At 64.1% G+C, this 26,670-nt stretch carries 30 protein-coding genes; 22 read left to right on the top strand and 8 right to left on the bottom strand.

The window, feature by feature from the left end; all coding sequences use genetic code 11:
• The first annotated feature begins 28 nt into the window (after positions 1-28).
• Positions 29-688: a hypothetical protein gene (locus H0B43_RS40525; RefSeq protein WP_252189607.1), complete on the top strand. Its 660-nt coding sequence runs from the start codon at positions 29-31 to the stop codon at positions 686-688.
• Positions 689-790: 102 nt separating this feature from the next.
• On the opposite strand, the gene H0B43_RS40520 is transcribed toward H0B43_RS40525, so the two are convergent.
• Together H0B43_RS40520 and H0B43_RS40515 are read right to left on the bottom strand one after the other, a co-directional pair.
• The gene (locus tag H0B43_RS40520; RefSeq protein WP_185723556.1) at positions 791-1,408 is read right to left on the bottom strand and encodes a uracil-DNA glycosylase; all 618 of its coding nucleotides are present in this window, start codon (positions 1,406-1,408) and stop codon (positions 791-793) included.
• A gap of 351 nt (positions 1,409-1,759) precedes the next feature.
• A complete protein-coding gene (locus H0B43_RS40515) occupies positions 1,760-3,133 on the bottom strand; it encodes a hypothetical protein (protein ID WP_185723557.1) in 1,374 nt (457 codons plus the stop codon).
• Between the two features lie 1,003 nt (positions 3,134-4,136).
• On the opposite strand from H0B43_RS40515, the gene H0B43_RS40510 reads away from it, so the two are divergent.
• Both H0B43_RS40510 and H0B43_RS40505 read left to right on the top strand, forming a co-directional pair.
• Entirely contained in the window at positions 4,137-4,340 is a 204-nt protein-coding gene (locus tag H0B43_RS40510) for a hypothetical protein (protein ID WP_185723558.1), read from the top strand.
• A 106-nt stretch (positions 4,341-4,446) separates the two neighbouring features.
• Positions 4,447-5,067, top strand: a complete 621-nt coding sequence (locus H0B43_RS40505) for a recombinase family protein (protein ID WP_185723559.1) — start codon at positions 4,447-4,449, stop codon at positions 5,065-5,067.
• 658 nt (positions 5,068-5,725) lie between these two features.
• On the opposite strand, the gene H0B43_RS40500 is transcribed toward H0B43_RS40505, so the two are convergent.
• The 3 genes from H0B43_RS40500 to H0B43_RS40490 all read right to left on the bottom strand — a co-directional run bounded on the left by H0B43_RS40500 (position 5,726) and on the right by H0B43_RS40490 (position 8,318).
• Positions 5,726-6,898 (bottom strand): DUF2637 domain-containing protein, encoded by a 1,173-nt coding sequence (locus H0B43_RS40500; RefSeq protein ID WP_185723560.1) that lies wholly within the window; start codon positions 6,896-6,898, stop codon positions 5,726-5,728.
• A gap of 77 nt (positions 6,899-6,975) precedes the next feature.
• A complete protein-coding gene (locus H0B43_RS40495) occupies positions 6,976-7,374 on the bottom strand; it encodes a hypothetical protein (RefSeq protein ID WP_213016618.1) in 399 nt (132 codons plus the stop codon).
• A complete protein-coding gene (locus H0B43_RS40490) occupies positions 7,371-8,318 on the bottom strand; it encodes a ParA family protein (protein WP_312033598.1) in 948 nt (315 codons plus the stop codon). Before H0B43_RS40490 ends, H0B43_RS40495 begins: the two co-directional genes overlap by 4 nt.
• Before the next feature lie 741 nt (positions 8,319-9,059).
• On the opposite strand from H0B43_RS40490, the gene H0B43_RS40485 reads away from it, so the two are divergent.
• Positions 9,060-9,878 carry an SDR family oxidoreductase gene (locus H0B43_RS40485; protein ID WP_185723561.1) on the top strand — a complete coding sequence of 273 codons (819 nt, stop codon included), beginning with the start codon at positions 9,060-9,062 and terminating at the stop codon, positions 9,876-9,878.
• A 76-nt stretch (positions 9,879-9,954) separates the two neighbouring features.
• Complete coding sequence (locus H0B43_RS40480; protein WP_185723562.1) at positions 9,955-10,959, top strand: GAF domain-containing protein; 1,005 nt, start codon at positions 9,955-9,957, stop codon at positions 10,957-10,959.
• A gap of 84 nt (positions 10,960-11,043) precedes the next feature.
• Here the strand turns inward: H0B43_RS40480 and H0B43_RS40475 are convergent, their stop codons facing one another.
• On the bottom strand, positions 11,044-11,616 hold the full coding sequence (locus tag H0B43_RS40475) for a hypothetical protein (protein ID WP_185723563.1): 573 nt from the start codon (positions 11,614-11,616) through the stop codon (positions 11,044-11,046).
• A gap of 975 nt (positions 11,617-12,591) precedes the next feature.
• Here H0B43_RS40475 and H0B43_RS43040 point away from each other — a divergent pair.
• A complete protein-coding gene (locus H0B43_RS43040) occupies positions 12,592-12,888 on the top strand; it encodes a hypothetical protein (protein WP_043827540.1) in 297 nt (98 codons plus the stop codon).
• A 90-nt stretch (positions 12,889-12,978) separates the two neighbouring features.
• Positions 12,979-13,401: a hypothetical protein gene (locus tag H0B43_RS43035; RefSeq protein ID WP_185723564.1), complete on the top strand. Its 423-nt coding sequence runs from the start codon at positions 12,979-12,981 to the stop codon at positions 13,399-13,401.
• A 409-nt stretch (positions 13,402-13,810) separates the two neighbouring features.
• On the opposite strand, the gene H0B43_RS40460 is transcribed toward H0B43_RS43035, so the two are convergent.
• Both H0B43_RS40460 and H0B43_RS40455 read right to left on the bottom strand, forming a co-directional pair.
• On the bottom strand, positions 13,811-13,954 hold the full coding sequence (locus H0B43_RS40460) for a hypothetical protein (RefSeq protein WP_155755974.1): 144 nt from the start codon (positions 13,952-13,954) through the stop codon (positions 13,811-13,813).
• 199 nt (positions 13,955-14,153) lie between these two features.
• Positions 14,154-14,648, bottom strand: a complete 495-nt coding sequence (locus H0B43_RS40455; protein WP_012691827.1) for a helix-turn-helix transcriptional regulator — start codon at positions 14,646-14,648, stop codon at positions 14,154-14,156.
• 1,214 nt (positions 14,649-15,862) lie between these two features.
• On the opposite strand from H0B43_RS40455, the gene H0B43_RS40450 reads away from it, so the two are divergent.
• From H0B43_RS40450 to H0B43_RS40395, 15 genes are all read left to right on the top strand, one after another.
• Entirely contained in the window at positions 15,863-17,164 is a 1,302-nt protein-coding gene (locus H0B43_RS40450) for a hypothetical protein (RefSeq protein ID WP_252191006.1), read from the top strand.
• Between the two features lie 13 nt (positions 17,165-17,177).
• On the top strand, positions 17,178-18,734 hold the full coding sequence (locus H0B43_RS40445; RefSeq protein WP_252191000.1) for a cutinase family protein: 1,557 nt from the start codon (positions 17,178-17,180) through the stop codon (positions 18,732-18,734).
• A gap of 495 nt (positions 18,735-19,229) precedes the next feature.
• Complete coding sequence (locus H0B43_RS40440; RefSeq protein ID WP_185950131.1) at positions 19,230-19,556, top strand: hypothetical protein; 327 nt, start codon at positions 19,230-19,232, stop codon at positions 19,554-19,556.
• Positions 19,553-19,726: a hypothetical protein gene (locus H0B43_RS42405; protein WP_252190999.1), complete on the top strand. Its 174-nt coding sequence runs from the start codon at positions 19,553-19,555 to the stop codon at positions 19,724-19,726. Before H0B43_RS40440 ends, H0B43_RS42405 begins: the two co-directional genes overlap by 4 nt.
• Before the next feature lie 109 nt (positions 19,727-19,835).
• Positions 19,836-20,462 (top strand): hypothetical protein, encoded by a 627-nt coding sequence (locus tag H0B43_RS40435; RefSeq protein ID WP_252190998.1) that lies wholly within the window; start codon positions 19,836-19,838, stop codon positions 20,460-20,462.
• Positions 20,462-21,103 carry a DUF6668 family protein gene (locus tag H0B43_RS40430; protein WP_185730171.1) on the top strand — a complete coding sequence of 214 codons (642 nt, stop codon included), beginning with the start codon at positions 20,462-20,464 and terminating at the stop codon, positions 21,101-21,103. The genes H0B43_RS40435 and H0B43_RS40430 overlap by 1 nt, the downstream gene beginning before the upstream one ends.
• Before the next feature lie 36 nt (positions 21,104-21,139).
• A complete protein-coding gene (locus tag H0B43_RS40425) occupies positions 21,140-21,427 on the top strand; it encodes a hypothetical protein (RefSeq protein WP_012691833.1) in 288 nt (95 codons plus the stop codon).
• Positions 21,424-21,777, top strand: a complete 354-nt coding sequence (locus H0B43_RS40420) for a hypothetical protein (protein WP_252190997.1) — start codon at positions 21,424-21,426, stop codon at positions 21,775-21,777. Before H0B43_RS40425 ends, H0B43_RS40420 begins: the two co-directional genes overlap by 4 nt.
• Positions 21,778-22,524: 747 nt before the next feature.
• Positions 22,525-23,292, top strand: coding sequence for a hypothetical protein (locus tag H0B43_RS40410; RefSeq protein WP_185950130.1), 768 nt, complete (start codon positions 22,525-22,527; stop codon positions 23,290-23,292).
• Positions 23,277-23,756 (top strand): hypothetical protein, encoded by a 480-nt coding sequence (locus H0B43_RS42400; protein WP_252190996.1) that lies wholly within the window; start codon positions 23,277-23,279, stop codon positions 23,754-23,756. The genes H0B43_RS40410 and H0B43_RS42400 overlap by 16 nt, the downstream gene beginning before the upstream one ends.
• A 17-nt stretch (positions 23,757-23,773) precedes the next feature.
• The gene (locus H0B43_RS42395) at positions 23,774-23,911 is read left to right on the top strand and encodes a hypothetical protein (protein WP_252190995.1); all 138 of its coding nucleotides are present in this window, start codon (positions 23,774-23,776) and stop codon (positions 23,909-23,911) included.
• Between the two features lie 91 nt (positions 23,912-24,002).
• On the top strand, positions 24,003-24,242 hold the full coding sequence (locus H0B43_RS42390) for a hypothetical protein (protein WP_252190994.1): 240 nt from the start codon (positions 24,003-24,005) through the stop codon (positions 24,240-24,242).
• Entirely contained in the window at positions 24,230-24,778 is a 549-nt protein-coding gene (locus H0B43_RS42385; RefSeq protein WP_252190993.1) for a hypothetical protein, read from the top strand. Before H0B43_RS42390 ends, H0B43_RS42385 begins: the two co-directional genes overlap by 13 nt.
• Before the next feature lie 68 nt (positions 24,779-24,846).
• Positions 24,847-25,017, top strand: a complete 171-nt coding sequence (locus H0B43_RS40400) for a hypothetical protein (protein ID WP_185950129.1) — start codon at positions 24,847-24,849, stop codon at positions 25,015-25,017.
• A gap of 109 nt (positions 25,018-25,126) precedes the next feature.
• Positions 25,127-26,670: SCO6880 family protein (locus tag H0B43_RS40395; protein WP_252190992.1), on the top strand; the 1,544-nt coding region annotated here is incomplete at its 3' end.

The following is a 26,670-nucleotide window of genomic DNA, read 5'->3' as shown; positions in this document are numbered from 1 at the left end:
TCGGCCCGAGGAAGAGACTACGGGGGTGATGAAGCTCTTCGACTCATCTCTCGTCTCGGCGGGCAAGTTGGTGGAGAGCCGCGTCCTCAGGCTTCGAGACCGGCACCCGAACGCAACTGACATGCAATTGGTCAAAAAACTGGAGACCAGCTTCCTTTCCAGCGTGACTGCATCAGGAGCGGCCACCGGTGGGGCTGCCGCAGTCCCCGGTGTCGGCACTGTCGCAGTCGTGGCGTCTGTGGGCGTTGACACCTCCTGGTTCATGACGGCAGCCGCGGCGCATGTGCTGTCGGTGCTACGCGTCCACGGAATCGAGATCACTGACCTCGAACACCAAAAGGCAGTCGTCCTGACCGTCCTTGCTGGCGGCGGAGGCTCGACCTTTATGGGCAAAGCAGCAGGGCGCACAGGCGCCCACCTCGGAAAGCTGCTCACTAAGTCGGTCCCTCTAACCACCATCCGTTCCGTGAATCGCGTCCTAGGGGTCAACTTCGTCACCAAATGGGGAACCCGACAAGGGCTCCTGGTCATAGGGAAGGCGGCTCCGTTCGGCATCGGAATGGCGATCGGCGCCAGCGGCAATCTGCTCATGGCCAAGGGCATCACCAAGGCCACACAGATAGCGGTGGAGACAGCGCTCGGCGACCTCCATTCGGAGGACCGGCGCACTTCGCCCACCGTCGATTAAGCCGCTCGTCGGTCCGAAAGGTTGGAAAGACGCGGTGCTTCATCACTCTTCGCGCCCGGTGGAGCCTCGCCGTACCGGCCCCGGCAGTTGTGAGTCGCGCGCTCAGCCAGCGAGCGAACGGGCAACATTCAGGATCGCTGCTTCGAACCGCTCCCTTCCTCCGGCTGAGTTCAAGCCGCGGTCCGAACAATGTGGGATATTGCCCGGGAAGACGTATAAGTCTCGTCCAATTCCTGCACGTTCCCAGCCATCCCGTGCTGCCGCACCCAGCAGCAACACCATCTCGAGGTCTGGGCATAGTTCGACGAACTCGCGGGTCCATGGAACCGCCTTGGCCCTCTCCGCTGCAGTCGATCCCCCGTTCTTGACTCCTGCAACGGGGAAGGGAACAACGTTCCAGTGCACCACCTGGGACCAGGCAACACCGTGGCGCGCGTATGCCTCTCGGCAATTGCGGGCAGTGCGATCGTTGTTGTCCAGGCTCAACAGACCAGACCCAGTTCCCGCCTCAGCCTTAGTGGACGGGTTGTCGAGCAATACCAACACCCGGGCTTTGATACCGCCCTGGTCGGGGTCGACATAAGGGATGTGACCATGCGGAAGTCCGGCGGAGTCGGCGACCCGATCCGCCAGGGCATTCAGCGGCCTCACATGTGGGTCACGAATACGCGTCATCTTCTCAGCGACAACGTCAGGGTCGGCATTGCGTCCATTCGGCATGCCGCGAAGGATGACATGCCCACCCGACAATCTCCACCGACCTGCACAAAGACGCCCGCAGTCGTTCGTCTGACGCCCGCGGACGAGCCCTTGATCATGTTCGACGTTCCCAGTGCGCGCAACGCCGCCCAGCTACTCGAATCGGTGGGGCTCACTGGATCCGCCACTTCAGCTCCAAGATCGAGGTCGTCCGCAACCTCGTCGCCCGAGGCACCGGTTACCGATCCGGGTTCAGCAGTGGCCGATCGACGTCAGCTACGAGGGGCGGCCGGTTGCGGCACGCCCCATGACCCCACCGCTGAACGTGAAGTCGTCCTCGCCTCCGGTAAAGATGGGGGTCGGATCCGCGACCTAAAATCTTGGCCTACGGTGCCGCTGAATGTTATCCAACATCTCCGTCACACGCTCCTCATACACACCCTGGAATTTCCTGTTAGATCTAACGATTTCAAGGAATTCATTGTGCCGATATTGCAAATCGGCATTTAACCTAGAAATGTCAGATCCAAGCATACCGACCCCCGCCCCTACCTGCTCCACCGATTTCTGGAGCTCGTTCATCGACGATAGAACGGAATCGGTCAGGTTATCGATGGCCTCTCCCAGGCTAGTGAACCCAGAAATCATAACCTTGCTTGTTCGACGCATTTCATAGATCGCCGCGAACTGAAAATTGCGTTGAGCCTCGCGCACTACAGCTTTGAACCGCTTGGACATATATCCCGAGACGTTGTTTAGGTGGGCCGACAGGGGTGCCAGTACGAATGGCTCCGCAAGGAGCCTGTTCGACTGCTGCTCGTAAGATCGGGCATAATCCGCAAGCCGTCGAATTCTCTCGGCATAATTAGACAGGCCCTCTGCGGCTCGCTCAACCTCGTCCCAGAATGGAGCAAAAACGCCGTCCGAAAATTCGCGTTCTGCATTATCGAGGTGGTTCTCCACTGAGAGAATATCATCAAATAAAATGTCGAGGAGGTTTCTCGAATAAGAATTGATACTAACTAGGTTATCGGCGGGCGCATCGTGCGGCCTACTCCCCGGGAAGGATGGATTGCTCTCGTTTGGTGAACGCAGCCCCAACTCTGCCGCGCGCCGCGCCCAAAGTTCAAAGAAAGGCTCTTCCTCCTTTTGCGCCGTCCGTTCCTCGGCCGACTTATTCCATTGAGCGTAAAACTCATCGGCCAGCAACTGACTGAGGGGAACATTAGAAAATAATTGTTGCTCAGGATCTGACAGCTCAATTGGTTGAATATCTCCCGTCACTTTGAGGTGCCTGAATGAATAATTGACATGGAGAGAATACGAGCGGTAAGGGGCGTCATATAAGAAGCGGGGTGCGTGATACGGACGCATGGGGTCGGGGGACTCGATCACGACGTCATGGCGACCTTCCGAAACAATTGGATCCGGACAGCAGTCGATAGTATTAAATAGCTGACAATCAGTGGTTACGACAAGATGGGCCCGAACAGGCAACCAATCATCTACGACCCAACTCTTGATGCTCCAACCGGATATTTCCGATCCCCATAGAAAGTAAATGTAACCCAACGGACTAGCGTATAGCGGAAAGGACTTCGAGGGAACGCCCATTTCGTGCATTGCTACGAAGAACGCTTTTTGTGCGAGGTTCTGGGCCTCTGCGACCCGCGAGGTCGCGCGGCGCAAGTTCTGGAACACCGCGTTGACATTTTTCAGCATCTCGTCCGCGTCAGATGGACCCATTCATTTACGCTACACAGCCCCCCTGCTAGGTCTGGCAAGAACTCCGCCCAAAGTTGTGCAGACCTCCGGAGCCGAAACCTGCCGCACTGAGCGTTCGGCGGTCCTGGTTATTCCACACAGTGGCCCCAGTGACTCGACGTGACCAGCCCATTGCCTGAGCCAGGAGCAGATGACAATCGCGGCCATTGGCTCCGGCAGCATTCACCAAGCCAGGCCGAGTAGGCAAAACAGGCTGAGCGCCGTTCTGCGTCCACCAGGGTCCGTTTTGGCCTTCGCTATACCAGCACACCCGGGGGGAACAGTGCGCCACGGTAGATGTCGACTGCACCGTGGGCAGGTAACGGGCGTCATGTCGTAAGCGATACACGGGGCATGGTCGGGGAGGACCGGGAGTTGAGGCATGCGATCGATTCGCACCATGGCCGTTCTGGGAACAACAGCATTGATGATGTTCCTGATGGCTGGCACAGCGTCAGCAAGCCCACCTAGCCCTGACCCGATTTGGTATTCATGGTTTCCGACCAGGGAAATGGGCGATGCGTTCAGTCAGTTCATGTGGGTTATTACCGGATGGATGACTGGCTATGGCCACTTCTAAGGATTCATAATGCCTAATTCACCGTGGGACATTTTCCCCTACAACTTCTTCTATTGGATCGGCACTTTGATGGCACCGTTCCTCGGCGGTGGATCATGATCGGAAACCTGCCTGACCTGCAGGCGTGGGGCGATGTTGGCTTTTGGCCGTTTAATGATTGGTATCAGTTCGTTCGCTGGTTCAACCAGTTCTAGGAATCGACATGATCCGCGGGAAGCGGCACCGGGACAGTCTCACACCAGTCGCGCATCCTGCGTGACGACGTGGACATCCACCGTCCCGATCCGAAACTTGCGGAAGGAGGTGCGTGATGGACTGGAACTACTTCATCCATCCGGACATCTACCAATGGCTCGAACCCATCGAACCGTTCTTTTATTGGCTGATCGAAATCGGTGTGTGGTGATGAGCGAGATCAGGGTCGACCTGGACACCGCAACCCGCGACGAACTGGTCGCCAGTTTCAGGAGTCGGCTGCACGCCGTCAACACCCTCGCCGAGGAGGCGAAACGGGCTGAGCGCCGTTCTGCGGTCACCAGGGTCCGTTTTGGCCTTGGACATACCGGTACACCGGAGATCGGCGCTCCACGGCGAACCTACGGCTGGTGAGTCGACTCCGACCCGTTCGTTATAGATGTCCGGTTGAAAATTCCGGTACGACGCGCTGGAAAACGAACTACCTGAGATGTCGGCCCGTTCGACGATACTGACGAGCATGAAAATCGGCTACGCACGCTGTTCGACCGCCCGACAAGACGTCGCTGGCCAAATTGCATGGCTCGGCAAGCTCGGGGTCGACGACGCTCAGGTCTACACCGATCACGGCTACACCGGACGCAACCGGAAGCGCCCAGCGCTCGCCCGCGCGCTCGAAGTCTGCCGCAGCGGCGACCAGCTCGTGGTGACCAAGCTCGACCGCCTCGGACGCTCGGCCCGCGACCTCCACCAGATCGTCGACGGACTCGTCGAGTGCAACGTAGCCCTCAACATCGACGGCACGGTGTATGACCCAAGCGATCCGATGGGCAAGATGTTCATCGGATTTCTGGCGATCATGGCCGAATTCGAGTCAGACCTCAATCGTCAGCGCACGAAGGCCGGCGTCGAGGTCGCGAAGGCCAAGGGCAAGATGCGCGGCAAACAGCACAAACTGTCACCGCTCCGCCGAAACCTCCTGCTACGGGACCACGAGACCGGCCGATTCACCGTCGATGACCTGTGCGCGGGCTACGACCTCAAGAAGACGGCCCTGTACGAGAACCTCAAGCTCGCACGCAATGAACGCGCAGGCGCGGCACCGCAGCCCGAGTTGGCGGAGGATGAACTGTCAGCGTGAAATTCGGAGGGGGCCGATTGACAAGCCCAGCCCCTCCGCAGTAATCAGTCGAGATGAGAAGCCTCGACTACGGGACCAGCACGTAGCTGCTGATCGCCAATGCCCGTAGCGGAAAATTCGAGACATTGACGAGGGGCTCACGCCGGCACCCGTGGGAACGTCGATCCTGGTGGGCCCGTTGTCTACCGGCACGCGCAAAGTGTGTGTGAACGGGGCGATCCCGTTGATCCAATCGCCTGAATACTCGTCGCACACGCCGGGCTTGCCCCGAAACTGCCTCGCGGAGTGAGCAGTACGGAGAGATTTCCTGGCCGGGCAGCGCTGGTCTCGAAATCCACGTGGATCGGATCATTGCACGGTCCGCTGTTATCGAGCTGCACGATGTCGTCCACCCATAATGCCCGGCGTGCGCGGCGGAACGTCCGCCGCTGCAACCGTGTTGGTGACGAGTGCGATCGCGGCCGTGGCGGCGCTGACTGCAACCGTGCGGACAGCGTTCTGCCGAAATGTCATTGGTCTCTCCCCTACCCCACCCGAACGTGTTCCGAATCGACAATGCCTCGACCCGGCCGTGAACTATGGGTCAACCCCATCGAACACGCACCTCGCATCTGTCGGGGCGAGGCGTCCGCAGCCCCGCCCCCTTTGCCGAGAGTTTCTAGCGGGCACCTACCAGCTCGTACGGTGTCGATTCGGATTCGTCGCTGCCGTTGTCCGTTGCCTCGTCGGTAAGCGGGAGTGGCGGGGTACGGAATCCGGCGTCAACTGCGAGGTCCTTGGCCTTGTTGTAACGGCGCAATGCAGTGCTCGCCCACTTCTCCCCGGTCGCCTCCGCAAGTGCTGCGAACGTTGCGTCTGGATGCTCGATCTTCAGCCTGGCGGTCTCCTTGACCATCGGATCGAGCTTGCTCGACTCGATGAAGGCGAGCAGGTATTCCGTGGTTTGCAGCTCGTCGGGCAACACCAGGGTCTCGGGCACCGCCGATGCGATCCCGTTGCACGCAACGTCCAGGTCGTCGGCAACGACCTCTGCAACGACGTCATCTTCGCCATCGCAACGGTCAACGCCGGTAGGCCACGCCTCCGCAATGTCGTCGCTCGTTGCATCGCGTGACGTCCGCACTCCCGCAACCTGGGTTTCTGCGGCATCGACATCGATATGGATACCGACGCCAGCATTGCTGGTATTGCCAGTAATGCTGTTAATGCTGCTGAAACTGTCCTGGGCCTTGGGGTCTGGGACCTGCGGGTTTAGCCGGGTGCTGACTGCGCCTGAGCTCTCTCGCTCCTCAACCGCCCTGCTAGCGATGTCGTTGCATAGGGCGTTGTACTCGGTGTGTGCTGTACCGATTGCCTTGATGAGGATGCCGACACCGTGGGTGAACGCCAGCACCAGCAACGGCGGAATGATCGCAATGAGCGATGCGCCTGTCGGCGTCAGCGGTGTGAAGCCCAGATCGATGCCGGCCGCGACGTCGCGGGCAGCTTCTTCCCCGGCTCGGCGGGCATGGTAGGCGTTGCCGAAGACACTGATGAAGACCACAACGACAGCGAGCCAGAGGAAGAACCGCTTTCCTGTCGCGCGCCCACTGATCTTGCTCAGCGCAACGACCGCGATCGTTGCGCCGAGGATTGCGCCGTCGACGATGGCCGGGAAGATCCAGGTGAGGTAGTGCGGGATCCCGGCTTGCAACGCGAGGTCGCGTTGCACGGCAAAGGACAGCACAAAGGCCCCTGTGGTGATGCCAACTGCAATGGAGATCGCAACGATCAGAGCCGCAATCAGGGCGCGGACCTGGATTCGTGCTGCTCGAATACTAAGGTCATTCATGACTGGTCTTCCTTCCACGGGGTACCGGTCGGAACGAGGCCCCTGCCGACCCAATCGGCAGGGGCCTCATCGATTTGCTAGTCGTCAGCGAGCGGACGGCCAGGTGGGAGTGGCTTGTCCTCCCCTTCGAACTTGTTGCCGTCGTTGTGTTGCGTAGCGCGGCGCTGTGTTGCGTCGGCGAGCGCCTTCTCCACGAAGTGGGACCAGTTGCGGTCGGCCTCGGCGGACTGCGTTGCTTTGAATGCCAGGCGTGCTTGCTTCAGGACGTCTGGGGCGATGTAGACAGTGGTCGGTTTGTTGCTCGGTTTCTTCTCCGGTTCAACCGGCTGTTGCGCGGGCGCAGCCGTCGATGCCAGATCTGTTGCAGCCTTGTTGCGTTGCCTTCTCAGTGATGACACGTCAGGGGTCGCAGCTCGCGCGGACGCTGCTCCAGGTCGCGGCGGCAGCCCCGTAATAGCTCGATCCGTTGCACTCATGATGCCACCTCCTCGGTCTCAGCCTGGGTGATGCGTTGCACCATCTCTTGGCATACGGCCAGCAAGTCCGCGGCGACGTCTTTCGCGCTTTTCGGCGCGTGTTCTTGGGCCTTGGCATCACCGCGGACGACTTCGTACCACTTCGGTCCGCTCTGGACGACGTCGTCGAGCTCATGGACCAGTACTCCCCGCTCTCGGATTGCGAGCGCTGTGGCTTCTGAGTGCCTCACCATCTTCTCGAACACCACGTCATCGGCGTCCCCACCGAACGCAATGGCGATTCCTTCACGAGCCGTTCTCTGTACGGCCGTTGAGTTTGCACCCACACCGACCAGGACAACGCCGAGCAGGTCCAGGTCCTCGTTGACGTCCGTGACAGAGCTGAGGCGGGCCGCGACGGCTGCCATGCCTTTGCGGCTCGACCCATCCGTCTTCGTCGGAACGAGCAGCCACTTTGCAGCCGCAGCGGCAGCAGTTTGCAGCGTCTCGTCGCCAGGCGGGCAGTCGATGAGCACCATGTCGTACTCGCCCGCCAGCGGCGCTAGTGCCGTCGCGAGGGCCAACTTGGCACCCAGCGGGTCCTTCGTTGCTTTCGAGGCCAGCGCAGCGGTGGCCATCGACAAATGTGTGCCGCCCGGGATGATGTCGAGGTTGGGACGAACATCGCGGACCGGCGTGATTGGATCACCGAACGACAGAGCCTGCGCGAGATTCTTACCCTCGTCGTCGATCTCGGCGTAGGTGTAGCCGAGATCCTCCGCGATATTGCCCTGCGGGTCGAGATCGACGAGAAGGACCTTGTAGCCAGACTCGGCCAGCAAACCAGAGATGTTCGCGGCCAGGGTCGTCTTGAACACTCCCCCCTTCCCGTTGATTACTGCAATGACTCGATGCAACGCGACCGCATCGCGTTGCGGGACTACGTGTGTGCGAGGTGGTGGCACCGGCGTCTCCCTTGCTTGTCCCGGAGCGGGTTTCACTGTTAATGCTGGCATTGCCATCAACGATGGCAATGCCGCAACGCCAGGATTACTGGCGTTGCAGGTGTTACCAGCGTTGCAGGTTTTGCCCTATGTTACCGGCAACGCAGTCATTGCAAGCAATACTGTCAATCCCGGCGTGTCGCCTTACTTGCAATGCTTGGAATGCTTTTATGCAGGTCAAATCCAGTATGCCGGTATTGCATTCTTTGCTGGCACGGCCTTGTTCTCCATACGGCCAGCAATGCTTGGTTTGCTTGCAATGCTGCCTGTAAGCGAATCGGCGGGATGCCGCCGGCCGTGCAGCTGTCCAACCCTCGCATCAGCCAGCTTTGCTGGCATTACAGGTAAAGCAACGAATTCAGCTATTGCCCGCAATGCTTGCGCAACGCGTGTCGTCGCGTGGCCGTCGTTGCATTGCAACGGCACGGCTCCCCGTTTGCGCAATAGGCCGGGCCCCGGCCTATTGCGGGCCATTGCACGCAACCCGCCGCCTCTCGCTGCCAGGCTTAGTCCACGTTGCACAGGGCGCTGGAGGAGGCTCTCGGTTGCCCGGAGCTCGCCGACTGGGCGTAGTCGCCGGTGTTGAGCCCAAAGTGCATGAGAGTCATCACAGTGCGGCGATGACAGTTTCGATAGAACTATGGACCCATAGACGTTGGATAGGGTATTGGCAGGGACGCCGCCCGAAAACGAGGGGAACAGATGGGCTACTTCGAGGGTCGTGTCGTCGCAATAACAGGAGCCGGGGCGGGAATTGGACGCGAGCTAGCTCTACAGCTCGTTCAATCTGGCGCACATCTGGCGCTGTCAGACTCGTCGGAGTCTCAACTGCTTGCTACCGCTGACCTGTGCGCAGACGGCCCCGGAGACATCTATACGTCGGTTGTCGATGTGACGGACCGAGCTGCCGTACTCGCCCATTCAGCAGATATCGCTTCTCGATTCGGCCGAGTTGACGCTCTGATCAACAATGCCGGCGTACTTTTTGCCGGCGACGTCCTGGACACGACCTTCGAGGACTACGAGCGAGTGGTCGACGTTGACTTCTGGGGAGTAGTCAACGGAACGAAGGCCTTCCTTCCACACGTGATGCGCTCAGATCGAGGGCACATCGTCAACATCTCCTCGGCCTTCGGGTTGATGGCCGCGCCGTCGTATTCCGCCTACAACGCGGCCAAGTTCGCCGTACGGGGCTTCACTGAGTCGCTCCGCCAGGAAATGGTTCTCGGGGGATATCGCGTAAAGGTGACCTGCGTTCACCCAGGTGGCATTCGGACCACCATCGCGCGCACTGCTAGGCACGCGGCAGGAGTAGACGGGACCGAACTCGCTGATTCATTCGAGCGGCGTATCGCGAGAACAGATCCGAATGCCGCCGCTCGGACGATCCTCCGTGGCGTTCAGCGCGGGTCTGCGCGCGTCTTGATCGGCGCAGACGCCAGAGCGGTCGATATGGTTACGCGAACGCTCGGAGCGCGTTATCTGTCCATCCTGCCCGCCCTGAAGAAGTTTGGTGCGTAGCTGGACGCCCGACCTGAACAGTGTTCAATCCGGACAGGCTAGGATCTCCTCGTTCATTCGGTCGGGGAGGTTTTGGATGGCGACAAAGTGGTTGCTGGTAAGTACGTTCGGGGGCGCGGAGCCGTCGATTGTGGGGCAGGGCCGTACACCCAAGCCCTTCGTGCTGTTGGAGCAAGTGATCAAGAGCAGGCGGTCATTTGCAGATGCGACTTCGGCGATCACCGAGGTCATGGCGCACCCGACCAAGATTGACAGGCTTTCCAGTGACGGCCTGCGCCGGGTTATCGCGGACCCCCTCTGCACATTTGAGGGCAGAATTCACGCCATCTATCTGTGGGTCGGATCAGCTGAGGAGAAGGTTGCACAACGTGATCCTGCTGGAGCCTGGTACTTCAATCTAACCGACTTCAAAGTCAGTGGTAGCGATGATCTTTTCGACCTTTATGGGGTAGCGCCCGAGAATCGTAGATCTGAGGCTGCAATGGCCGGGGCGTTCGACAGGTTGGATACCGGCGTCGACGAGGGGCACGCACTAGCCAAGATCGTTAAGTCGACCCCGGGGATGGAACACCAAGCGGTATGGACGGTCAAACGCGACGATGGCGCCCGCCGTGCTGCGCATTTCTCGTGCCGCGCGGTCGAGGAACGGTCCGATCCGAACAGCGATCGGAAGGTCGTGATCCTGCGGGGTGTTACGCATGACATCGGCCCGGCAGACGATGTGCCGACTGCGCCGCCGCCGGTCATTCTGGAACATCGCGTCTTGGACGCCAAGTTGAAGCCTGGTGAGTATCTGGCCTACGTGGATCACAAGAAGCTGAGCCTGCTCAAATGGCGAGGCAACCCGATGCCCGGGATTGCTTGGGAAGGTGGGGTAGGGGAGCCGACGCCGGCGATGCACCCCGATGACGTCGAGGTTGCAAGGCGTCTCTCTGCCGACCTTGCGCGTGGTAGCACCTCCGGTGTTATTCGTTTCCGCGGGCTGGATGGTGAGTGGAAGCCATTGCACCTTGAGGTCTCGTTGATGGCGTTCGACCAGCACACGATGGGTGCACTTGTCACCGTGTCAGCGGCGCCGTAGCCGGGACACCGATGACTCTCCGTCGCTAGCTCGCGATCACAGGTGGCCGGCCCGGCGCCAGTTCTCGATGGGCCTTCGCAACCATCATTGACGGATCCGAGTGTTAGTGCGCGCTGGGCCTTGGATGGTGACACCTCGTTGCGCTGTGACGTTGGCATTGTCGTGGAGGAGGATTCGGCTGTTGTCGGTGGCGTGGACGGTGGTGTGTCCGTCGGCGTGGATGGTGGCCTGGTCGTAGGCGTAGATCGTGGGTTCGTCGGTGGCGCGAACCTTGGCTCGGTCAACTGCGTAGACGGTGGACTTGTTGCGGGCTTCAACCTGGGTGTCGTCGAACGCTTCGATGATGGCGGTGGTGTACGCGTAGCAGCGAGAGTGTCCTTCGAGCTGCACCTGGGCCGCGTCGGTGACGACGATGGCCGGCGACCGTGTCTGTTGTTGCGGTGTGCTGGTGGTGATGCGGACGCGTGAGGTGCCGGTGATCCGCAGGGTGCCGGTGCCAATGAGGTCGTGGAGTTCGAGGATCTGATCGGGCGGGGAATCGACGATGACGGTCTTCGCGCCCTGAGCGAACCGGGCTACGACGTCGGCAGCGGTGTGGCACGGAGTCCGGGGTGCGCGGCACTGTGGGTTACGTGTCGAGGTAATTGGGCGCCTCATGCTCGATAACCTAGCCGGGATCCGCGGCCGGGGCGTGGGTGCCGCGCGGGCGGCGACGAGTTAGGCACGTGTATGCCCCCAGTCGCAGCGTCGTTCGTCGATCCACTTGGTCTTTTGTCATGCGACCGACTGCACGGCTGAATTGATCTGAGACACCACGGCTCGGGCGGTGGGGTAGTCAGCCCTTCCGTTCGATCGGGTGGGGAACCTGCCGTAGCGGACTCGGGCAGGGGCCGAAATCGGTAGCGCCAGCATTCCGGTCGAGGTAGTCCGACGTGCCCCGCTCTTTTTACCCCGCGCGGCGCGCCACAGGTGCTCTTCGTTCCACCAGGTAAACAGCTCTCGGTCTACTAGGTGTCGTGCGGCGCGGCGGGCGTTGATTCCGGCAACTCCCCGGGTCTGTGCGACGGTCTCGAGCGTCCGGAGCAACTGCTCGCCCGTGGCCTCCGAGGTGAGCAGTCCTGCCGAGTGCAAGCGGGTCAGTGCTCGTTCGATGTACTCGGTGCCGTAACCAGTCTTCTCCGACAAGCCGGTCAGGCTAGCGACCCCAGATCGGTAGAACCAGTGGACGCGTGCGGTTGCAGCACCGAGGCCGCCGGACCGTGAGGGACTCCATAGATCGTGGGCGTGATGGGTGAGGAGCGTAAGCCCGGGCCCAGAAGCGGGGGCGGGTTCCCCTTGTGTTGCATGAGAAGTAATCTCTACGCCCACATCAGGCGGCAGGTTGAGGGTCCACCGTGCAGCTCGCGTCCCCGCGCTTGGAGTGGCAAGCGTGACCCAGCCTTCCCGTGCCAGCAAACGAAGCCTGCGCGAGACCGTGGACGCGTCGAGAGCGCAGGTCTGTCCCAGGCGGCGGCAATCGATGTCGAGGACCCGAGTCCGGGCGGTGCGCGCTAGCGCGGTCAGTGCGTGCAGGATCCGCTCGTCACTTGCTCCTCCTCGCCGGCCCCAGTGCGCTGTTGTCGCTGCGAGGGCATGTTCGATGGTGTCGAGGTCGTCGTCGATCGGTTCACGGGGTGCCTGGCCGGGGTCAGCGGTGAAGGTCGCGGCTCGGGCGAGGGCGCGGGACCATTGGCGTTCTGTGTCGTCGCGGCCGCGGGCCGCGTCCTCACGAAGCCGAATCAGACCTGGGGCGGTGGCAACGGCGGCGCGGGCGTCGTCGAGTGTGTGTCCGGCGCGGGCCATGGAAAGAAGGATGGTGTACGCGAGGGCACTTCGGTCCGCCCCCTTCGACGGCACCGTCGCGAGCAAAGCCGCAGTTCGGTGGGGTAGCGGCCGCCGGGGTCGGTCGAGTCTCGGACCCGCCGCATCCTCAATGATCCGCGGCCGTCGATGTTCTTCGGGCGGTGTAGCGGGCTCGACATGGGGGTGCCGCGCGAGGAGCCAATTGACGACTTCCGGCGTCGTCCCGCGGCTGACGCGCTCGAGAGCCTGCTGCAGCTCGACGCCGGCCAGGTGGGGAACGGACCATCCACCGTTGCGGTGTGGTGCCCCTGGAGGCCGCACAACCCCCTTATCGGGGTTTCTCAGGGGGGATTTGTCGAAGGTTGGGTAGTGCTGAACGAGCACGCGGTTGAGTTCGCCGACCGCGGCCGGGTCGGCACCGTCCTCGCCAAGTCGGATCCAGATGTGTTGGCCGCCCGTCGGCCCGGAGTGCGCACGCAGGAACTGGACACCCAAGTCGTCGAGGTGTGCGGCGAGGCGGTCCGAATCGGCACGAGCCTGATCGGCGCCAAAACGGGAGGTGTCGAAGTCGAACACGAGAAGCCGAAAGCGGTGATCTGAGCTGGCGAGATAGACCGCCCAGGGAAATTCCGGCTGCTGCAGGGGCATGGAGATAGAGGCGTCGTACTTGTGTTTTCGGTCCGGGTCGACGCGAACGCGCCGCCGCGGCGACCACACGCGAGTGCACGTGTTGTAGAGCAGTTGTGTGCTATCTGGGTCACCACTTGGCGGGGTGACACGCGCATGAGTTATTAGACCTGCATCAGGGCGTGAGATACCCTGGGCTCTGTCCACGAGACAGTCCCTCCGGGGATAAGCAGTACAGAGAATCGAGCGGCTAACTCTTTTCTCAACCAACTTCAAAGACCCAATGCCCTCGGCCCTGCCCGGTCGGGGGTTTTTTGGTTAGTTGGTGTGATGCACTACGTAATGTGTGTTCGTTTGTGCAGCGTCAAGGCCGCCATCGCGTTCACGCGGAAAGTTTCAGCACCTCCTGGTTGGTCTCCTGAACGAGCTGGGTATGGCCGGTAGCGGCTGCGAGAAGATCTGCCAGGAATTGGCTCATGTTCACACCCGCTGCCATCCGCCTACGTTCGAGTTCCTCGAACACCACGTCAGGGACTCTGCTGGTTACGCGAGTTCGGTCTCCCTTGTATGGGTTTCCCATACCCTTCTCCTTCCCTGACCCCGACCGTCCACATCGGACTCCAATCTGCAGCACCAAACCTGTCACAAGTTGGACCGATAACGATGAAGACACGCCGTCGAACGCTCTCAGAGATGAAGAATCCGTGCTTTAGTTGCGTGATTATTTATAGGTTCTTCGCGCGTGTCTCTCGATGTTCATGACCGCGCTTCCATGCCTCCGCAACGATCCGCTTATCGACCCCGTAGAGCTCGGCAATCTTGGGCACAAGGTCATCGCGGACAGGCTTTACCCCGTTCTCGACCTCGGCCAACGTAGTGGCTCCGATTCCGAGCCGGGCGGCTGCGTTTCGTTGATTCAGCGCTGCCCGCACTCGAAGGTCGCTCATTCTGAGCTTGCCCGCCGGGATCGGCACGAGCACAGCGATTGATGTGTCCAGGGCTTCGGCAAGAAGGCCAAGCATTTCCGGTGCCGGCCTTGACCGTCCAGTTTCCCAGGTCGAGACTGCCTGACGAGTTGTACCGATTCGGGCCGCGAGATCGTCCGGCGTGAGCCGCGCCTTCACTCGCTGTTCGCGGAGCTTGTCACCCCGGAATCCTCTGACTCCGCTGCGAGGCACTTCATCAACTCCCGGGGTCCGACCACTGCTGTATCCGACCATTGTTGCCCTTCCCGGAGTGCCATCATGCGCTAGCGCGTTTTATAGTTGCGTGTTATTGTTGCGCTAATCTTAGCTGCTTCTAGCGGACTCGCTCAGGGGAAGGGGCGTGAATGAAAAGCGTGAATAGGTTGCGCACAGAAGCTGCCGCGGTTTACAATCCTTTCGCGCGCCCCACCGGGGAGTCCTGCGGCCTTGTACACGTCGGGTCCGCTTGTAGCGCAAAAGGTGCTGCACACCGTCTATTTGGTGTGCCCTTTGGACTCTCAGGGGCGATCGTGTCGGAAGCAACCAACACATGGTGTGGCTCGCGTAGAGCCGCACCTTCGCGTGCTTCTGACCACACTTTCCAGGTCACCACCGCGGCGACCAGCGGTTCGACTCGACAAGTTTCTGAAGTCGAATTGGCTCAGGCTCATTCGCTCCGGGCCGACCTCCGAATCCCCAAGACTTCCACTGTGCGGTTGAACTTCTGCCCAAGTCACCGCTCAGTGGTCTCACTTCGCAGCTCGTGGCTCGCACGCGGGCCAACTTGTGCTGCGCAGAAAACCCCAGGTGCGGTGATGATTGGCGTCCTCGCCCGCACCTGGGGTTCTACTCCCCACAGCGTTTCAACGCGTAAACGTCCACGCCGCAGGATCTCGGATCCCCGCGGGCCATTTCTGTACCCAGTTGGAGGCTCCGATGTCTTTGGGTGCCCAGATCCACCCGACCACTAATCGTACCGCTGCCCGGTTTTCGTTACAGGCAGGTTCCAGCGAGTCCGTTCCTCACGTTCCGATCTCGATGAATGAGGGCGGGCGGCCGCTCGGCGTGGTCGCACATTGCGCTGGTCGGGCGCCTGGTTACAGGTGCTACAGCATCGGTCTTCCTGGGTTTTCGACCTGTCCCGCGGGCCACTCCTTAGTGCCGTATTCGTCACCCTGGGTCGGCGTTCAGCCCGTCGTCTAGATCGCTGACAGATTTCAATTCGATTCTCCGTTAAGGATTTTCGCGATGTTTCTCGTCTTTCTGATCACCTTGCTCTTCGGTCTCGGCGGGGCCTTCCCTGGCTGGCCTGCCTGACCGTTCGCCCCACGGCCGGTGGAGGGTCAGTCAGCCTCCTGCCCAGGTCCCCAAAGTTGTTGTCATTCACATATTTCCGATTCGTCTTCGGCACCTGCGGTTGCACAGAGGTGCACCGCAACGGCGTTTCCTTCGAGAGAAAGCGAGTAGCGATGAGTAGATCAGGTGGGGGCCGGCATCGTCGGCGGGCGGAGCGGGCCGCGGTGTGGTGCGCGGTTCCTGTGGCGTTGTGCGTGGCGTGTGCGGGTGTGGCGCAGGCTGCTCCGTCGCAGCCGGGCACCGGTGGTGGCAGTCAGCCGGGGACCGGTGGTGGGAGCCAGCCCGGAACGTCTGCCCAGGCTCCGGAGCAGACACGGGATTACCTGCCTGGGTACACGCCGTCGCCGAATGTGCAGAACTCGGAGTGGCGGCAGTACTCGGATTGGGAGACCGGGTACCAGCAGGCCCAGTACGAGGCACCGCAGTACGCACAGTGGTCGTCTCCGCAGACCGACTACGACGCGACGCCCTCGTACCAGCAGGCGTACGTCGAAGAACCGACCCAGTCGGCTCCGTCGGTCGTCGAACCTGAACCCGTCCCGGCTCCGCCGATGGTCGAGCGAAAGGGGATCGCGCCGGTCGAGGCACCGGAGGGGTACATCTTCACCGGTGCCGGATTACTCGAGCAGCCGGATTGGATGCCGGATGAGGACCGGGACCGGATCACGAACACGATCGCGGCAGTGCAGGCCGACGCCGGAAACGCGCTGACCGACGCCGGCGTGAACGCACCACAGGCCGACCGGATCACCGGCGGTGCGATCGGTGGCGGCCTGCTCGGCGCGGGAATCGTCGGTACCGGCCTGGCTGTGCCTGCCGCCGCGCTCGGTGCCGGTATCGGCGCCGGTATCGGCGCAGGTATCGGTGCGGCGGTGACCGCGCCGACCGGCGGATGGGGTGTCGGCCCGGGTGCGGCGATCGGCGCCGGTACCGGGGCGGTCGTCCTCGGTGCACCCGCTTTCGTGCTGGGCGCCGGGTTGGGTGGTGTCGGCGGCGCGGTGGCGGGTGCCACCGTGTTCGGCGGCCAGGACGTGACCGTTCAGGAACCCGCCCCTGCACCGGCACCCGAAGCCGCTCCGGAGCCCCTGTGGACACCCCCGGTGGTCGACACCGCGGCGGTGACGGCTCAGACCTCCGCTGTTGTCGAGCAGGTTCAGGCCCTTCCCGGTGGCAGCGAAGTTGTCGAGCAGGCTCGGGATTTCGCGGACTCGGCACCGGCGTACGTCGAGCAGGCGACTCCGCGAGTTGATGCGTCAGCTGCCCTGGTCCGTGACGCGGCGCTGGCGCAGCCGGGCGGAGACCAGGTCGTCGCCTCGGTGGAATCGGCCGGGACGAACGCGGCGGCCGCGGCCGCACCGGTGATCGAGCAGGCGGCCGCGTTCGCTGGCGCCGTCGTCAACGGCCTGAACGCCTGAGCGGGGTGACCACATGAAACTACTTCCCCGGGTGGCCGCGGCAGCGGCAGTGGCTGTGATTGGGATCGGGTCGGCGGGAACGGCGTATGCCGCGCCCGCCGGACCGGCGAGCGAGCTGGTCGGGGACTCGTGCCCGGCGTTGTTCGCTCTCGGGATCCAGGGAACGGGGGAGTCGTCCCCGGACACTCCGGCGACACTCGACACCGGCATGCTCTCGCAGGTCTTCATGCCAATGATGGTCAAGACCACCGATTCTGCGGGGGACACCCTCGCAGGCCGCGCCTATGTGCCGTATCCGGCCGGGTTCGGTGGCGCGGTGCCCGGTGCGAATGTGCCCTATTCGCAGTCGGTGGAGGAGGGCCTGCAGAACCTCATCGACACCGCCGCAGAGGTCGCGCAGGCGTGCCCGACCACGGTGTTCACCGGGGCGGGATACTCCCAGGGCGCGCACGTGATGAGCATGTTCGCCAAGCGTGTCGGCGCCGGTGAGGGGCCGATTCCGGCGAACAAACTCGTCGGGGTGGCACTGTTCGGTGATCCGACGCGAGCACCGGGTTCGCCGTTGTTCCCCGGCGCCGCGGCCAGACGTCACCGAAGCCCGCCCCGGGCACGACCGGCGCCCAGGTCGGGAAGATCTCGGCCCCGGCGCAGGCGACTCCCGAAGGCGGCGGTATCGGACCGACCGCGGACACCGCAGTTGCCTACGGGTCCCTCACCGGGACGGGTGGCGTCGATCTGCGAGCCGGGCGATCTCTCGTGTGATGCACCGGCGAACGCGCCGATCATGCGGGCGGTGACCAATATCGCCGGTCAGAGCGAGCTCTCGTCGGGGGATCCGATTCAGTCGTTGACCTCGATCAGTGAGGCGCTGGCACTGACGACGATCAAGACGGCAGTGCCGGTGATCAATGAGGACATCCAGGGCACCACGCTGGCGAACTTGTCGATCGACCCGAAGAAGTCGTTGTCGGAGCGGGTGGCGATCGCCTCCGACCCGCGCACGGAAATGCCGACCGCGCAGGAAGCGATCAGCGCGGTGCTGAAGGTCGGCACGATCGGGTTCAACGCCGTCAAGACGGTCGCGAAGGAAGTCCTCACTCCGGCGAACATCGCCCAGCTGGCCACGGTCGGTCTCGCGAATCCGGCTGCCGGCGTCGCGTTGTTCGCCACGAAGTTGGTGGGGGCGATTCCGAAGCTCATGCCCCCTGCGACGACGTCGCGGCTCACTCGGCAGGCGTTCGACGTGGTCAAGGACAACATCAGCGACAACGCCGACCTGGTGTCGACAACAGCGCTGACGAAGTACTGGAACACGGTGCGCGCGCACGGTTCCTACGGGTCGACGCCGGTGACCGCCACCGGGCAGTCCGCGGCGCAGTTCGTGGCCGAGTGGTTCGCCGCTCTCGCCAAGGATGTCGCGGCCGGAACCGACTCGTCGTCGGTGACGTCCACACCGCGGGTGACCTCCCCGACCACCACGACCCCGCGAACCAGTGCGTCCACCACCCCCACGTCATCGGGGGCGACGAGTGCGCGTCCGACGTCGACCAGCCCGGTCGCTGCCGGATGACCGACCCGGTTCCCCGGACGCGCTTTCGTCCGGGGAACCGGATTCGCACAGAAAGGGATTCGATGATGACAGATACCAACTTCCGCAGGCCTGATCCCACAGCTAGTGAGCTGACCCGCTGGTATCCGTCCTTCACCCCTACCGTCGCCGCCCTTGCGGACACCTCGCCCGTCGAGCACCCCACCGAACCCACCCCGGACCTGCCCGTGGACCCGGCCCCGCCGGTGGCAGCGCCCGCACCGACACCTTCCGTGGCCGCGGCCACGCGGCACCGGATTTCCCCGCGCGCAGTCGCCGGACTCGGGTCCGCTGCCGCGACAGCTGCGGTCGCGGCGGGCCTGGGCGTGTGGGCGCTCGGTGGTGGGCAAGACAGCTCGCCTACCGCCGCTGCCGTGACCACGCAGCCGACCACGGCTCCACTGACGTCAGCGGCCCCGCGCCCCTGGTGCGACCCGGCCGCAGCCGTGGACGGCGTGATCATCGGCAACGGCCCCGGTGGAACCGACTCCGGCCCCGCCGCGATCCTCGCGTTCGACTTCGCCTACTACGTGCAGCGATCCGGAGAAGCGGCACGCGCCGTTCGTCGCCCCCGACGCCGTCGGTGTCGAGCCCGCCAACCTGCTCCAGAGCGCCATCGACACCTACATTCCCGCCGGCGCGGAGCACTGCGTGACCATCCGCGCAGCCGAGCCGCAGCGATTCCTCGTCACGCTGCGCGAACGCCAGCCGAGCGGGGAAGAAGTCGCCTACACCCAGCAAGCCATCACCACACGAGTGGTCGATGGACGTCACGTGATCACGTCGATCGGAGAGGCATCATGAGCACCGAACCCGAATGGATGCAATGGCTGAGCCAGGAGCCGGAGCCCGAAACGGACCTGCCCCCGGCAGCGGTGGTGCCGCTGCGAGGGGCCGACAGCCCGGCCAGTTCGGCACCAGCCGAGCACCCGGCACCCGCACCCCGAGACCAGGACCCGCAGCGCCGCCGGTAACAGCTCCGCCGCTGGTACTGGTCACCGGCGCGTAGGCGGGGGAGCGGGAGCCACAACGACCGCGATCGGCATCGCCGGGGCATGGGCAACCCACGACGCCAGCTCCTCGGTGGCGGTGGTCGATCTCACCGTCACCGGAGGTGACCTGCGATCACGCGCGAGCATCGAGGATCTCGTCACCACGATCGACACGCTCATCGAATCCGTGGAACCCGAGGCGCTGGTGAGCGACCTGCCCTTGTCGGCGGCGGGGGCCCGGGTCGTCGACCGCGGAGACAGTCGGTTCGACGACCCGGTCGTACATCGGGTGCCTGACCTTCTGCGGTCTCACGTCGACACCGCGGTCTACGACCTGGGGGCGGATGCGCTTGGCAGCCGCGAGTGCGTCCGGCTGCGCGAAGACGCGGATGCGGTGTTCGTACTGGTGGTGCAGGCCCGGGCGGATGCGTTCAACCGGCTGCGCGCTTATCTGGACCTGCTCGCTAACGCCGTCGGGGAGTGGGTGTTCGAGCGCACCGTCGTAGTCATCTCGCACCAAAATTCCGCCGAACCGGATGTCGACCCGGCCGAGCTGGTCGGATACCTGTCGGGCCTGGTCCGCGCGACCCTCGAAGTGCCCTACGACCCGCATTTGGCCACCGGGTTGGAGATCGCTAGCTGGGAGCTGCGCGCCGCCACCGTCGATGCCTACGACCGGATTCGGCGGGCGACAGCATCCGCCGAGGGGCGGCAGTGATGATGTCGGCACGCAGCTTCTCCCGCTGGTCACAGCCGCAGACAAGCGGTTCGGGCATCCCCGTCCGCACCCCGAACAGGGTCGCGGAGATCTGGGATCGGCCGGTACCGCGCGGGCTGGGCAGCCCGGCACCGCTGGTGTGGCTGCTCGGCGCCCACGGCGGCGCGGGAATCAGCACGCTCGGTCACGTCCTCGACTTCGCGAGCGAGTGCGGCCAGAAGTGGCCGGCACCGTTCGAGGGGGAATCACCCTTCGTGGCGATCGTCGCCCGCGAGCGCGTCGATTCCCTGGACAAGGCCGGTGACCTGATCCGCCAGCACGTTTCCGGCATGGCCGGTAACAGCACGCTCATCGGTCTGATCACCATCGCGGACCGGCCCGGCCGCAAGATCCCGAGGGAGATCGACCAGACCCGAAAGATCGTCGGAGGCCTGGCCCCGACCACGTGGCGGATCGAGTGGATCGAGCACTTCACGCTCGTCCGCGACCTGAGAGAACTTCCGGTCTGGTCGCACCGCGACCCGGTACCGGAGAACAAAAAACGCGCAGCAGACGACCCGACGGCCGTTCCCAGCGAAATCGCAGAGATCGCTGGGGCGCTCCGCAATTCGATCATCAGTCGACTGGGCTCGGGCACCTGACCGGGGCCTGGAAAAACAAGGGAAAGGACAACTCGAATGATGCTGCTACAGAGCACACTCGACACGATCAGCGTGCTGGCACAGGGGATCGAACTCCCGCCGGAACCGCCGCCGAAGTCGGAGAAGCTGCTCGAACTCGGCCGATGGGCATCGTGGGTGGTGATGTTCGCCGGCGTTCTCGCCTTGGTTTACGGCGGCGGGAAGTTCGGGTGGGAGAAGTTCAACGGTGGCTCGCTCGAGTCGCCGAAGATCATCGCCGGCGCCCTGGTCGGCGGCGTGATCGCGGCCAGCGCCGGCGGAATCATGGCCTCGGTCGTGTCATGACGGTCGTCGCGATGTGGATCCCCTCGGAGGCGGTGACCGAGCCGCTGCTCCAGCTCGGCCGCTACGTGATGTGGATCATCTTCGCGATCTTGACCATTCGCCTCGTCTGGTACGGCGGACTGTTCGCCTGGAACAAGCAGCGCAGACCCGTACGAATCCGAACCCGCCGCTCGAATCGGGATGACGCTCGGCGCCGCGGTGCTGTGTTCGGCGGGCAGCGGTATCGCCGCAGCTCTCCTGACGTTCTGACAAGGAAGGACCATCTGATGATCACCACCCGCCTGGCGGCAGCGTCCCTGGCCGCTGCCGCCGCGGCGGCGCCCGATGATCGCTGGTTGCGGTTCCACTGAGGAGACCACCGCAACCGACTCGGTCACCACCCCGGCGCCGCCCGACCCGACCACCCCGCCCGCACAGATCGAATGGGACCGCTTCCAGTCGATCTGGCTTCCGTTCGCCGACGAGGGCCCCACTCGCAACACGGGCAACGGGGCGGTGTCCGGGTTCTCGCACACCCCGCAGGGTGCCGCCCTGGCAGCGATTCATCAGACCGTGCGCATGTCGGTCGCCCGCGACGACCAGTGGGCCGCCGTCGTTCACGAGGGCCTCGCACCGGGACCCGAACGTGACGCGTTCGCCGTCAGCCGCGCTCAGATCAGTGTCACCGCTGCCGCCGACCCTGCCGAATCCCCGACATTGGGTGGGTATGTCGTCGCCGACTACACCGATGCACGCGCCGACATCTCGATCCGCACCTCGTTCTGCGACCAGTCGGCCGCGATCACCGACACCACGGTCGTGTGGACCGGCACGGACTGGCAGCTCCAGCTCCCGGCCACAGGCGAATCCGCATCCCGCGTCCACGTCTACGACCCGCAGACCGCCACCTACGACACCGGCCGTGAGGTGCGCTCTCGCCGCGCCCGCCGCCGCGTGCAGCGACCAGGAGGGCACCCCGTGACCACTGAAGACACCGAAAGCACTGACCAGAAGCCCGACAGCTCCCCGGCCGCTGACCAGCGGCCGCGGTCGGGGGGCGGGGACGCACGGCCGCCACCTCGAAGCACGGCCTGGGCTTCACGTTCTGGCTCGCGGCCGTGTTCGTGTTCGTCGTCGTCGCCGGCGGTGGCGTCGCGTACTTCGCTTCCCGCGACGACAACGACACCGACGAGGGCCAGGTGCCGGTCACCCCTGCTCCGCAGACCGAACGCGCCGACTGGGGGCTGCCGTTCACCGACGAGCTCGGCCGCCGCGTCGAGGTCCCGCCGAATCCCGATGGCGTCGCCCTCGATCAGGACACCTACTCCCGCAAGCCTGCCAGCGACATCACCGGCGCCCCGGGTGGTCTGCAGTGGCAGCAGATCCAGGGCTTCCCGCTGCCGTTCTCCACCACCGACGGACCCACCGGCATCGACGGCCGCATGGCCACCGGATTCGCCCAGACCCCCCGTGGTGCGGCACTGGCCGGTATCCAGCTCTACACCCGCGGCGGCGCCACCATGGCCGGTGCCGCCGAGTTCTACGCCGACCGGGTCGTCCCCGACAGCGACCCGCTCGAGCAGCTGCGCCAGGATTTCCTGCGCCGGGCCACCGATGCGATCGCATCCGGTCGAGGCGACGAGCGGGCCCTGTTGCCCTACTTCCGTGTCGATGCCTACCGAGTCACTCAGTGGGACCCGCAGCGCCCGGACTACGCGGTGGTCGAGTACGCGATGCTCAAGGAGAGCCGCACCGGATGGGTCTCGAAGTCCGCGGAACTGCTGTGGCGCGACGGGGACTGGCAGATCAAGCTCACCGCGGATCTCTACGGCGGGCAGAAAGAGGTCAGCAACCTCGGGGGGTGGACCCAATGGGCCGCCAACTGACCCGCATCTTCACCGCCCTGGCGGTTGTCCTCGCGATCGTGCTCGGGGCCGCGACCACCGCGGCTGCGCAGGACACCGAACCCAAACCCGGCGAGGACCGGTCGGTGGTGTGCCAGGGCGTGGAAGTCGCCGGCCAGGGACTCGGCCAGCTGATCCCCGGCTTCGGCGGACTCAACATCCCGGGCCTGCCCAGCACCGGCGACGTCGTCGGCAACTTGTCCGGCAGCCTCTGCGACAACAACGGCAACCCCGTCGGCGCGGTCAAGGACTTCGCGAGCGAACAGCTTCAGGAGCAGTGGGATTCGCAGTTCGGCAAGATCGTCACCTCGATCATCGACGGCATGTCGCAGGCGATGATCATGGCGATCACCTGGTGGATCAAATTCCCAACGCCGACCTCGAATCGTTCGGACCTCTCGCTCAGATCAACGAATACACGATCTGGATCCAGTCGTTCCTTCTGATCATCTCGATCGGATTCATGTCACTGCGGCTGGCCGCGGCCCGGCGGCAACTGATGGTCGAGCAGGCCGAAGAGACCTTCCGGACCCTGTTCCGTGTGGTGGTCACCGCGGCGACGATGTCAGTGATTGTCGCGCTCGCCGACCCGCGCCGGTGACGCGTTCGCGGTCGAGGTGGTGGGCGCGACCTCGAACAACTGACCCCGCCGGGACCGTGCAGTCGATGATGATCCTGGCGCGTACTCCGGGATGGCGCCGGGACTGATGCTGATCATCGGGTTCTTCGGCGCGTTCGGCGCTCTCGCACAGGCGTTCTTGATGCCGATCCGGCAAGGGTTCCTCATCGTGGCCGTCGCCGCTCTGCCCGTCGCGGCCGCGGCGAGCGGAACCAAGACCGGATCGCAGTCCTACGACAAACTCCTTGCCTGGGTGATCGGGTTCTGCCTGTTCAAACCGGTCGCATCGTGGCGTATGCGATGGCGTTCTTGACCACCCAATCCTCCGCGCTCGACGTTCCCGAAGGTCAGACCCCGACTCTTGGGCAGTTCCAGTACTCGCTGATCGGAATCGCGCTGCTCGCCTCCACGGCGCTCGTCCTTCCGGCACTGATGCGGATCATCACCCCCGCGATCTCGGCGGTCGGCAGCGGCGGCTCCGGGGCAAAGGCCACCGCCGGGGCGCTTCTCGCCGGTGCGGCCCTGCTGACCGGCGGCAAAGCTCTCGGCGGCAAGCTCGCCGGCGGCAAGGCAGTCCCGCCCGGAGGCGGATTCTCCGGCGGCGGGCGGAAGCGGCACACCCGGTCTCGTCGGCGGTGGCGGAAACCCGGGGAACGGCGGTGGCAGCCGCGGGAACCACAGCGGAAGCCGAGGCACCCCGTCCACCCCCGGGCCCCGCCAAGGCGGGCCCCGCGGCAACCGGGGCGAATGCCGGCAGCGGCCCGAAGAAGGGCAGCGGCGCGAAGGCAAGCAAATGGGTCGGAGCCGGAGGAGGCCGCGCAGCCGGTCTGTCGACAGCGCCGCCGGTGACCTCGCCGGTGACAACTACGCCCACCCCACCAGCCGCCACAACATCCCGCGATGACCAGGAGATACCGATGACCAGTGAGATTGCGCGAATCCAGCTCGGGAAGATCGCCGACGTGTGCGAGCTCGACCGAGCTGGCGTGTTGCGGCCGGTAGAGGCTTTCCGCGCCGCCGATCCCGGCTCGTGCGACGTTGACCACGCACCGACCTTGCTGCCGCCCACCGGTGGTGATCGTCGGTGAGCGCGACCCGAACGAACAGCGAACCGCAGGTCTATCTCGGGGGCCGGGCACCTCGAAATGAAGGCGTCATGGGCCTGTCCGGGCCGGTGACCTGGTTCATCCTCGGCACGTGATCATCTCGCTGCTCGTGCTCATGCGCTGGGGCCTCAAAGTCGGCGCGATCACCGGCGGGGTCCTCCTGCTGGCCGTAGTCCCCATGGTCCTCAAACGTCACGGCCTCACCGGATACGAAAGGTCCCTTCTGGCAATGCAATTCTTCGGCGCACTCCGACGTAAGGAGAACATCTACCGCGGCGGCTTGTTCTCCGAGATGCCCGGCGGGAAATCGCAGCTCCCCGGTGTCCTGGCTCCGACGAAGATGTACGAGGGCGAAGACAGCGCCGGCTACCGGTTCGGCATGATCCACATGCCGAAGACGAACCAGTACACGATCGTGATGCGCGCCTGGCCGCAGGGTGATGAGGCCGTCGACCGGGGGCTGGTCAACCAGTGGGTCGGGGAGTGGGGGATCGTCCTGGCCTCGGCGGGTCTGACCAGTGACATCGAGGGAATCGTCCCGGTCCTCGACACCGTTCCCCGAGACCGGCAACGCCCTGCTCACTCAGGCCCGGGCCATCACCCGCGTCGACGCCCCGCGCTGGCGAAGGCCGTGGTGTTCGAAGGCGCGACCGAGTTCCACCGCGACGAAGTGCAACTCGCGGCCCGCGTGGCGATCACCTTCGCCGCGACCACCGACGAACGCAAGAAGGACCCCGGTGCGCAGGCCGTCGAGATCGGGCGCCGTCTGCCCGGCATCCGCGCCGCCATCGAGGCCTCCGGTGTCGCGGTGCGCCCGATGACCGCCGCCGAGATCACCGGGGTGGTGCGCCGCTCGTTCGACCCGGCATCGCAGCTGACGATCGAACGGGCCGAAGCCACCGGCGACGACCACGGGATCACCTGGGACAACGCCGGTCCCATCTCGCACGAGAACAAGTGGGAAGAGTACTGGCACGACGGCGGCCGGTCCGTGACCTGGCTGATGAGCGCGGGCCCGAAGAGCGCCGTCGACGAATCGACGCTGCGACGTCTGATCGCCCCGCACCCGGACCTTCCCCGCAAGCGCGTCGCAATCGTCTACCGCCCACACCGCGCCGCGGACGCGGTCAAGATCATCGACGACGACTACCGCAACGCGATCGTCGCCGCTCAGAACCGCAACCGGGGCATCAGCTCGGCCGCCGCCCAGATCGACGTCGAACTCGCCGAACGGTCCCGCGACGAACTCGCCCGCGGACACGGCGCCACCCGCATCGGGCTGCTGATCACCGTCACCGAACCGATCGAGGCCGACATGCCCCGAATCGATGCCCTGGTGCCGACCTGGCTGTGCAGTGCCAGCTCAACATTCGCCGCTGCTACCGGTTCCAGGACGCGGCATTCGCCGCCTCCCTCGGCATCGGTGTGTGCTGCCCGACCACGCGTCGATGCCGTCGGCGCTGACCGCCTAGAAGAAGGACGGCACACTGATGTTCGAGATCATGACGCCCGAACAGCGGGCCAAGTATCAGACCCGTGTCTACGCCGGTGGAATCGGCGGCGGCTGGGCGAAGTTCAAGATCCGCACCGACGACAACCGTCGCCGCAACGCGAGCGCCCGCGAGCGCACCGAGC

The sequence above is a fragment of the Rhodococcus sp. 4CII genome, from assembly GCF_014256275.1.
Classification (GTDB): Bacteria; Actinomycetota; Actinomycetes; order Mycobacteriales; family Mycobacteriaceae; genus Rhodococcus_F; species Rhodococcus_F wratislaviensis_A.
Note: the sequence above shows the minus strand (reverse complement) of the source record. Positions and strands in the feature narration are given on the sequence as shown.